This window comes from Streptomyces vastus (assembly GCF_039532825.1).
Taxonomy (GTDB): Bacteria; Actinomycetota; Actinomycetes; order Streptomycetales; family Streptomycetaceae; genus Streptomyces; species Streptomyces vastus.
Genome location: NZ_BAAASJ010000028.1, coordinates 26,373 through 34,038, shown reverse-complemented (window position 1 = coordinate 34,038; position 7,666 = coordinate 26,373). Strand labels below are relative to the sequence as shown.

Genomic DNA, 7,666 nt, shown 5'->3' with positions numbered 1-7,666 from the left:
CCCCGGTTCAGACTGCCCCCAGCTTCTACCGAGTCGCTGCGACGACTCGGTGGTGACGGTCTCCCACCGCCACTCGATGAAACAGCGCCTCGTGGCGCACAAGGAGGAACTTGTACCCCCGCATCACGAGGCGTCCCCCTTCTCCTTCTTCCACGGGCGCTCCCACTGGGTGTTGATGTACTTCTCCACCGTCGCCGCCGACACCGCACCGACCGAAGCAGCGAAGTACGACGACGACCACAGCGTGGGCATGCGGCTCTTGAGGTGCGGGAACTCCGCCCGCAGCACGCGAGAGGTGAAGCCCTTGAACTGGTTCGCGACGTACGACGCCGACGACTTCGGGTCGTGCTTGACGAACAGGTGCACGTGGTCCGGCATCACCTCAAGGGCAATGATCTCCCACCCGCGCTCCTCAGCCTTCTGCCGGATCAGCTCATCCAGGCGGACGGCGACTCGGCCACCGAGGACCGGACGGCGGTACTTCGGGCACCACACCACGTGGAGCCCGAGGTCGTACACGCCGCCGGAGAACCGGCGAACCTTCCTGGTCGCAGCCACACGATCACTATACACACGCCGCAGGTCTAGCACTCCAGAGAGGTGGAATCAGATGAACAGCACAGATCCGTGCATACAGTTGTGGTCAGAGCAGTACTCAGAAGCCATTCCCCACCCCACTCCAGCGGGGCGTCCCCTGGCTAGGTCCTGATGGCACGGATGCCGTCGGCCGAGCGGCGTCAACAGCTCACCGAGGCCGCGATCCGTGCGATGACCCGAGACGGCGTCCCCCGGACGACGACCCGGTCCATCGCCGCCGAGGCGGGCGTGTCACTGAGCGTCTTCCACTACTGCTTCGACTCCAAGCAGGCCCTGATCGAGTCCGTCATCGAGACGATCACCGGTCATTACGTCACGGTGGTGAAGGAAGCGATCCGGCCGAAGGCCACCCTGCGGGAGACCATCGGGGCCGGCTTCCAGGCCTACTGGGACCATGTGTCCGCCAATCCTGGCGAGCACATGCTCACGTATGAACTGACTCAGTACGCCCTGCGCCAACCCGGGTTCGAGCACCTGGCACGACGGCAGTACGAGCTGTACTCCGACACATACGCCGAACTCATCGAACAGCTCCGGCACAGCATGAACTTCGAACTCCGCGTACCCGTCCCCGTGTTGGCCCGCTATCTGGCCGCCATGACCGACGGCCTGACTCTGAACTTCCTCGTCCTCGGCGATGACGCGGCCTGGGCGGACATTCTCGACACGATCACCGACCACGTCGCCGGCCTCGTCCGGGACGAGGCACCCGCGGCGACCTGAACACCGGGCTCCGCCCCTGGCTGGCAGGGCCTCGGAGCCGATCGGGGGCGGGCGGGTGCCCCACGGTCATGACGTGCCGCCTCTCTCAGCCCTTCACCGCGCCGGACGTGAGCCCTTGGACGATGTGGCGACTGGCGAAGGCGAACAGCAGCATCGTGGGCAGGATGGTGAGGACCGCCGCCGCGGACATGGAGCCCCAGTCGATGTTGAAGCTGGAGATGAATCCGTTCAGGGCCGTGGGAACGGTCTTTTTGGTGTCGCTGTTCATCAGCGTCACGGACAGGAAGAGTTCGTTCCAGCAGTTGACGAAGTTGAAGATGAACGCGGCCACGATCCCGGGACGCATCACTGGCAGCAGCACCCGGAACAGCGCCCCGAACCGGGACAGGCCGTCGATCATGGCGGCCTCCTCCAGCGCGTCGGGGATGTTCTCGAAGAAGCCGCGGAGCATCACCGTGCAGAACGGGATGCAGACGGCGATGTAGACGAGGATGAGCCCGAGCCGGTTGTCGACCAGCTTGAGGTCGGTCATCAGCAAGTACAGCGGTCCCAGCGCGATGAAGGTCGGGATCATCTGGGTGACCAGGGCGGCCATCAGCAGCGCGGACTTGGTACGGAACTCGAAGCGGGCCAGTACGTACGCCGACAGCATCGAGATCGCCGTGGCGACCGCGCCCGCGACGGTCGCCACGATGAGGCTGTTGGTGAGGTAGACGCCGAAGTCGGCCTTGCCGAACAGCCCGCTGTAGTTCTCGAGCGAGAAGCGCTCGGGCCAGTAGGCGATCGGGAAGGTGAAGATGTCGCCGGGCGCCTTCAGCGACGTGATGGTGATCCAGTAGAGCGGGAAGACGGTGAAGACCAGCCACAGCCCCAGGAAGGTGAACTTGGTGGCCCGGCCGGCCGTGGACTCCTTGCCGATCACGGCTTCACCTCTCGCTTCTCGCGCGTGGCCAGGAGGAAGAAGACCGCGAACACCAGCAGCGTGGCGACCACGATGAGGCCGAGGGCGGAGGCTCTGCCGTAGTCGCCCTGCTGGGTGATCTTGATCATCCAGGTGGTCACGATGTGCGTCTCGTTGTTGGGTCCGCCGCCGGTCATTCCGAAGATCAGGTCGGGGAAGTTGAAGATCCAGATGACCCGCAGCAGCACGGTCAGCGCGAGGGTGACCCTGATGTACGGGATCGTGATCTGGAACAGCGTGCGCACCTTGCCGGCTCCGTCGAGCGCCGCCGCCTCGTACAACTCCTCGGGGACGGACTGCAGGGCGGCCAGGATCATGATCGTGAAGAAGGTGACCCCATACCAGACGTTGGCGACCACGACGGCGAACATCGCGGTCTTCGGGTCGGCCAGCCAGGCGACCGGCTCGTCGATCAGCCCGGCCTTCTGCAGCAGGTCGTTGACGACGCCGAACTCGCTGTTGAACAGCCAGCGGAACAGGATGCCGATGAGGAATCCGGAGATCGCCCAGGGGAAGAAGACCAGCGCCTGGTAGAGGCCGCGGAAGCGGAACTTCCGGCGCAGCCACAGGGCGAGGGCGAACCCGATCACCAACTGGGGCAGGATCGAACCGAACACCCACACGGCGGTGTTGGTGAGGACGGTGCCCCAGGCGGGGTCGGCGAAGACGTCACGGAAGTTCTTCAGGCCCACCCAGGAGGTGTCGCTCAGGTCCGTCAGATTCCAGTTACGGAAGGCCATCTGACTGCCGGCGATCATGGGGTAGTACGTGAAGACCGCCACGAAGATCGCGGCCGGGGCCATGAAGGCGGCGATGAGCAGCCCGCGCCGGGAGGTGAACTCCGGCTTGCGGCGGCCCCGTTCGGTGCCTCGGGCGGGCGGGGCTCCCCCCTTCCGGTTCCGGGAGGAGCCCGCCGACGCCGTTTTCATCGTTTCCGTCGTACTCGTACTCGTACTCGAACTCGTCGTTTCGGACGCGGACGGCATTTTGCCTAGTCCTCCTGCTGCCACTTCTCGGTCCAGTACGCGTCCCAGCCGGCCAGCAGCGCCTTGGGCGTCAGCTTGCCGAGCACCATCTTCTGCACGTCGGCGTCCGCCTTCTGCTGCCACTCGGTCCACCAGGCGACGCCGCGCGGCTGGCTGACGTTGAGGTACTTCTCCGGCTGCTCCGTCATGGTGACGTAACTGGACCAGGGGCCGGTCTTGTAGAACGGGTCCTCGGTGGCCGACTTGAGGATCGGCACCAGGCTGTTCTTCTTGGTGAAGGTCGTCGACGCCTCGCCCTCGGAGAGGAACTCGACCAGCTTGACGGCCTCGGCCTTGTTCTTGCTGCCGTCCGCGACGCCCCATCCGGCGGTGGCCAGCGGCTGGACGGTCTTGCCGCTGGGGCCTGCCACCAGCGGGGCGGTGTCCCACTGCTCCTTCGCGATCGCCTTGGACTCCGAGACCGTGGCGATCACTTCGGGATCCTGGAGCAGGAAGGCCGTGGAGCCGTTGGAGAAGCCCTCGACCATCTCCGGATAGCCCCAGGACACGGACGACTTCGGGGACGCCTGCTTGAAGAGCTTGAGGTAGGTCTCCATGGCGTCGAGGGCCTCGGGCACGGAGAAGATCGTGCTGCCGTCCTTCAGCTTGAAGCCGTTGGCGGGGTCGATCTCGTCGGCGACGTACGCCTCGATGACGGCGGTGGCGTTGCCGTTGGCGTTGGCCCCGCCGCGGAAGGCGTACCCGTAGCGGCGCTTCGCCGGGTCGTGGATGGCGGAGGCCTGCTTCAGCAGCTCGTCCCAGGTGGCCGGCGGCGCGCTGAAGCCGGCCTCCTTGATCAGGTCGGTGCGGTAGAAGACGCTCAGGCCGTAGAAGCCGTACGGGACGAAGTACGTCTTGCCGTCGGCGTTCTCGGAGGCCTTGACGGCGTTCTCCGTCATGGCCTCCCAGCCCTTCCAGCCGGTGAGGTCCTTCTTCATGTCGTAGAGCCAGCCGTTGTTCGACCACGGGCCCACGGTGGTGTCCCGCACCTCGAGGGTGTCCACGCCACTACCGGACTGGAGCATCTGCTGGATCTTCTGGTCGGCCTGCTCGGTGGGCGGCGAGACCAGATTGACCTTGATCTTGGGGTTCTGCTGTTCGAAGTCCGCTATGAGGTCCTTCAGCAGATCCGTGCGGGCGGGGTTCGTCAGGCTCTCGACCATGTTCAGGGTGACCGTTCCGCCTGCGCCACCACCACCGCTCACGGTGGAGCATCCGGTCAGCGCCAACGCGCCGGCCGTGCCGAGGGCGAGAGCTACCGTCCTTCTTCTCATCATGCCGACCTCTTCCTTGGATGCGGCCGCGCCGGCGGCGGCTTCGGGGACGGGGGTTTCGCGGTGCCGCGCCGCTACGGCGCGGCGGGGTGTTCGCGGGCCGCGCGGGCCCACTCGCCGAGGACGGGGACGCAAGTCTCGGCGAAGTACTCGTAGTCGGCGGCGGTGTTGTAGACGTGCGCGGACAGCCGCAGATAACCGGTGCCGCCGAAGCTGGTGAAGGCCGTCTCCACGCCCAGTTCCCGGGCGGCCCGGTCGCGCAGCGCGTCGGCCTCGACGCGGCTGGCGCCCAGTCCCGCCGGCAGCCGCACCAGCCGCATTCCGGGTACCGGCATGCCCACGTCGACGGCGCTGGGTTCGCCGGTGAGCTCGGCGAAGGCGGCGCCGACGACGCGCTCGGCGTAGCCGACCAGGTCGTCCATGTACTGGCGGGCGGTCCCCCAGCCCCAGGTGCGCTCGATGAGGTCCAGCGCCGTCGGCGCCGCCAGATAGCTGGTGAGGTCCATCGTGCCCTGCTGGTCGAAGCGGTCGGGATACGGATCGGCGGCGGCCCACGAGTCGATCAGGGGGTAGAGCTGCTCGCGCCGCGGGCCGCGGGCGACCAGCGCGGCGGTGCCGCGCGGTGCGCAGCCCCACTTGTGCAGGTTTCCGGCCCAGAAGTCGCACGTCACACCGTCGAGGGGGGCGGCGATCAGACCGGGGGCGTGGGCGCCGTCGACGAGCAGCGGGACGTCGCGCCGCAGGGCCTCCGCGCCGATCCGCTCCACCGGCATCCGGCGTGCGGTCGCCGAGGTGATGTGGTCGAGGACGATGAGATCCGTGGCCTCGCCGATCTCGGCGGCCACGGCCTCGTACGCCTGCTCCTCGTCCGCGTCCAGCGGCACCCGGGCGGTGCGGACCCGGCCGCCCCAGCGGCGTGCCAACCGTTCGGCGCCCATGGTCACAGCCCCGTAGCCGTGATCGGTGACGATGATCTCGCCACCGCGGCGGCGGGAGAGGCCGGCGAACACGACGCTGGCACCGGCACTCGCGTTCGGTACCAGGGCGAGGTCGTCCGGGGCGACCCGCAGGAAGGCGGCGAGTTCGACCCGGGTGGCGGCGATCCGCTGGGGCAACGCCGGGAACCACACCACCGGGGAGCGGTCCATTTCCGCACGCAGCTGGTTCTGCCGCTCCTGCGCCACCGAGGGGACCGCCCCGAACGAGCCGTGGTTCAGGTGCTTCATCGCGGGGTCCAGCGACCACGCCCGGGCGGCGGGCCGGCCGTCGGCCAGCAGGAGGGGGCGCGGGGCGGTGGTGACCTCGGTCTCGCTCACATCACTCCATATCTGCCCGGCCTGAGTGCCCGAGACATCAGACGGTGTCTGACCATTTCCCGAAGACATATGATGACTCGGCATCCTGGCATGGCATTTTCGCGTCGGCAAGGCTCATGCAGGGGAGAGTCATCAGATGAGTCCTGGCCGATACATACAAGACATCTGATGACTCGGTACAATGCACGAGGGCTTCGGTGATGCCGCCGGTCCGTCAGGGAGGAGTCGAATGTCCGCAGTCGACAAGGCGTTCCACGGCCTGCGACACATGATCGCGACGGGACGTCTCGGTGCGGGCGAGCGCATCCCGCCAGAGGCCGAGCTCGGCGAGGAACTCGGCGTCTCGCGGGGCTCGTTGCGTGAGGCCGTGCGGATGCTCGCGGCCCTGGGAGTGATCGAGCCGCGGCACGGCTCGGGTACCTACGTCTCCCAGCTCAGGCCGGAGGACATCATCGGCAGCCTCTCGCTGACCCTCGAACTCCTGCCGCTGCCCGGCCTGTTGGAGGTGTACGAGATCCGGCGGGTCCTGGAGGCTCATGTCGCGGCCAAGGCCGCCGCGCGCCGAACCCCCGAGACCGTCCGGACGCTCTTCTCGCTCATCGAGGCAATGGAGGCCACCGACGACCCCGCCGAGGCCTCGGAGCTCGACCACCGCTTCCACGCGGAGATCGCCCGGGCCGCCGAAAACCCCACCCTCGCCTCCCTGCTCGCGGTCTTCCGCGCCCGCTCCCGCAAGTACCAGGTCTTCACCCTCCCTGAGGGCCCCGAGCTGCGGCGCAAGAGCGACGCGGACCACCGCGTGCTGGCCACCGCGATCGCCGACCGCGACCCTGGCTCCGCCGCGGGCGCGGCCGAGGCCCACGTCACCCAGACGGAGCGGTGGCTGCGTGCCTTCATGCCTCCGCTGGAGGAGGGAGCCCAAGGCCGGGAGAAGAGCGGCGAGGCTGACGGCGCCCTGAGCTGATGGCACTCGGCCGTCGGCAGGCCGTACCCCGCGGTGCCCGTCACGGGGCGGGCGGGCCGGCCAGAGGGAATCGACGCGACAACCAATTGGGGTCCTGGCCGTCAAACTCCCTCATTCCAAGCCGCTCTCACCCTCTCGGGGTGGCCCTCCGACCCGTCCCCGGATCGACGGCCCGACGCCAGCGCTCCGTCACGTGCCGTCCGGTCGCGAACCAGACGTCCCCCTGTGCGCGGACGTGGTCCAGCAGTTCCTCGAGCAGCAGGGCGCGTCCCGGTTTGCCGATGGACTGCGGGTTGAGGGCCAGGACCCAGCACAGGCCGTAGTCGCGGTAGGCGTCGAAGGAGTCCTGCCAGTCGTTCAGGACGTCCTGGTGGGCGGCGATGCGGGACTCGGCGGGAGGGAAGGCGACCGGGGCGCCGTTGAAGAGGAAGTAGGGGTGATCGGCGTACTCCCACTGCCAGGGCAACTCCACGACAGGCGTGGGCCGTCCCGCGGTCCAGAGCAGGTGGGGGCGGTCGCCGCCGTGCGTGGAAGAGGACCAGTCGAAGCCCAGTTCGTCGAGGAGCGCGGTGTGTCCGTCGCCCATGGGGCCTGGGGCGGCGCGCAGCCCGGTCGGCCGGGCGCCGGTCACCGTCTCCAGCAGATCGGCCCCCCCAGGGACTCGGCGGTGATGCCGGTGGGCGTGTGCGGGGCGCTGATCACCACGTCGGCGCGCCTGGCGAGAGGACTCGTGGGGCGGCTGACGTACGTCGAACGAATCGAAACGCGCCATCACGGGCGTGGAACCGGGCGCGGAAGTGGCGCGA

General features: G+C 68.1%; 8 protein-coding genes. 2 read left to right on the top strand and 6 right to left on the bottom strand.

The annotated features are described in order from the left end of the window. Positions 1–123 precede the first annotated feature (123 nt). The gene (tnpA, locus tag ABD357_RS13255; RefSeq protein WP_425584850.1) at positions 124–558 is read right to left on the bottom strand and encodes an IS200/IS605 family transposase; all 435 of its coding nucleotides are present in this window, start codon (positions 556–558) and stop codon (positions 124–126) included. Positions 559–708: 150 nt separating this feature from the next. Here tnpA and ABD357_RS13250 point away from each other — a divergent pair, with 150 nt between their 5' ends. Further along, complete coding sequence (locus tag ABD357_RS13250) at positions 709–1,320, top strand: TetR/AcrR family transcriptional regulator (RefSeq protein WP_344390000.1); 612 nt, start codon at positions 709–711, stop codon at positions 1,318–1,320. A gap of 85 nt (positions 1,321–1,405) precedes the next feature. Here ABD357_RS13250 and ABD357_RS13245 read toward each other — a convergent pair whose 3' ends face one another. The 4 genes from ABD357_RS13245 to ABD357_RS13230 form a co-directional block, all read right to left on the bottom strand. After that, a complete protein-coding gene (locus ABD357_RS13245; RefSeq protein WP_033319234.1) occupies positions 1,406–2,242 on the bottom strand; it encodes a carbohydrate ABC transporter permease in 837 nt (278 codons plus the stop codon). Continuing rightward, positions 2,239–3,210, bottom strand: coding sequence for a carbohydrate ABC transporter permease (locus ABD357_RS13240; protein ID WP_344389998.1), 972 nt, complete (start codon positions 3,208–3,210; stop codon positions 2,239–2,241). Before ABD357_RS13240 ends, ABD357_RS13245 begins: the two co-directional genes overlap by 4 nt. Before the next feature lie 62 nt (positions 3,211–3,272). Further along, the gene (locus tag ABD357_RS13235) at positions 3,273–4,580 is read right to left on the bottom strand and encodes an ABC transporter substrate-binding protein (RefSeq protein WP_344390003.1); all 1,308 of its coding nucleotides are present in this window, start codon (positions 4,578–4,580) and stop codon (positions 3,273–3,275) included. A gap of 74 nt (positions 4,581–4,654) precedes the next feature. Beyond that, positions 4,655–5,896, bottom strand: a complete 1,242-nt coding sequence (locus tag ABD357_RS13230; RefSeq protein WP_344389996.1) for an aminotransferase class V-fold PLP-dependent enzyme — start codon at positions 5,894–5,896, stop codon at positions 4,655–4,657. Positions 5,897–6,125: 229 nt separating this feature from the next. Between ABD357_RS13230 and ABD357_RS13225 the strand changes: the two genes are divergently transcribed. After that, positions 6,126–6,860, top strand: a complete 735-nt coding sequence (locus ABD357_RS13225) for a FadR/GntR family transcriptional regulator (protein WP_344389994.1) — start codon at positions 6,126–6,128, stop codon at positions 6,858–6,860. A 127-nt stretch (positions 6,861–6,987) separates the two neighbouring features. Here the strand turns inward: ABD357_RS13225 and ABD357_RS13220 are convergent, their stop codons facing one another. Beyond that, positions 6,988–7,491, bottom strand: a complete 504-nt coding sequence (locus ABD357_RS13220) for a polysaccharide deacetylase family protein (RefSeq protein ID WP_344389992.1) — start codon at positions 7,489–7,491, stop codon at positions 6,988–6,990. Between the last annotated feature and the right edge of the window lie 175 nt (positions 7,492–7,666).

Bases quoted from the DNA above. Each gene is read 5' to 3' on its own strand.
- ABD357_RS13250 (WP_344390000.1), top strand. From the start codon at position 709: ATGGCACGGATGCCGTCGGCCGAGCGGCGTCAACAGCTCACCGAGGCC.
- ABD357_RS13240 (WP_344389998.1), bottom strand. From the start codon at position 3,210: ATGAAAACGGCGTCGGCGGGCTCCTCCCGGAACCGGAAGGGGGGAGCC.
- ABD357_RS13235 (WP_344390003.1), bottom strand. From the start codon at position 4,580: ATGAGAAGAAGGACGGTAGCTCTCGCCCTCGGCACGGCCGGCGCGTTG.
- ABD357_RS13225 (WP_344389994.1), top strand. From the start codon at position 6,126: ATGTCCGCAGTCGACAAGGCGTTCCACGGCCTGCGACACATGATCGCG.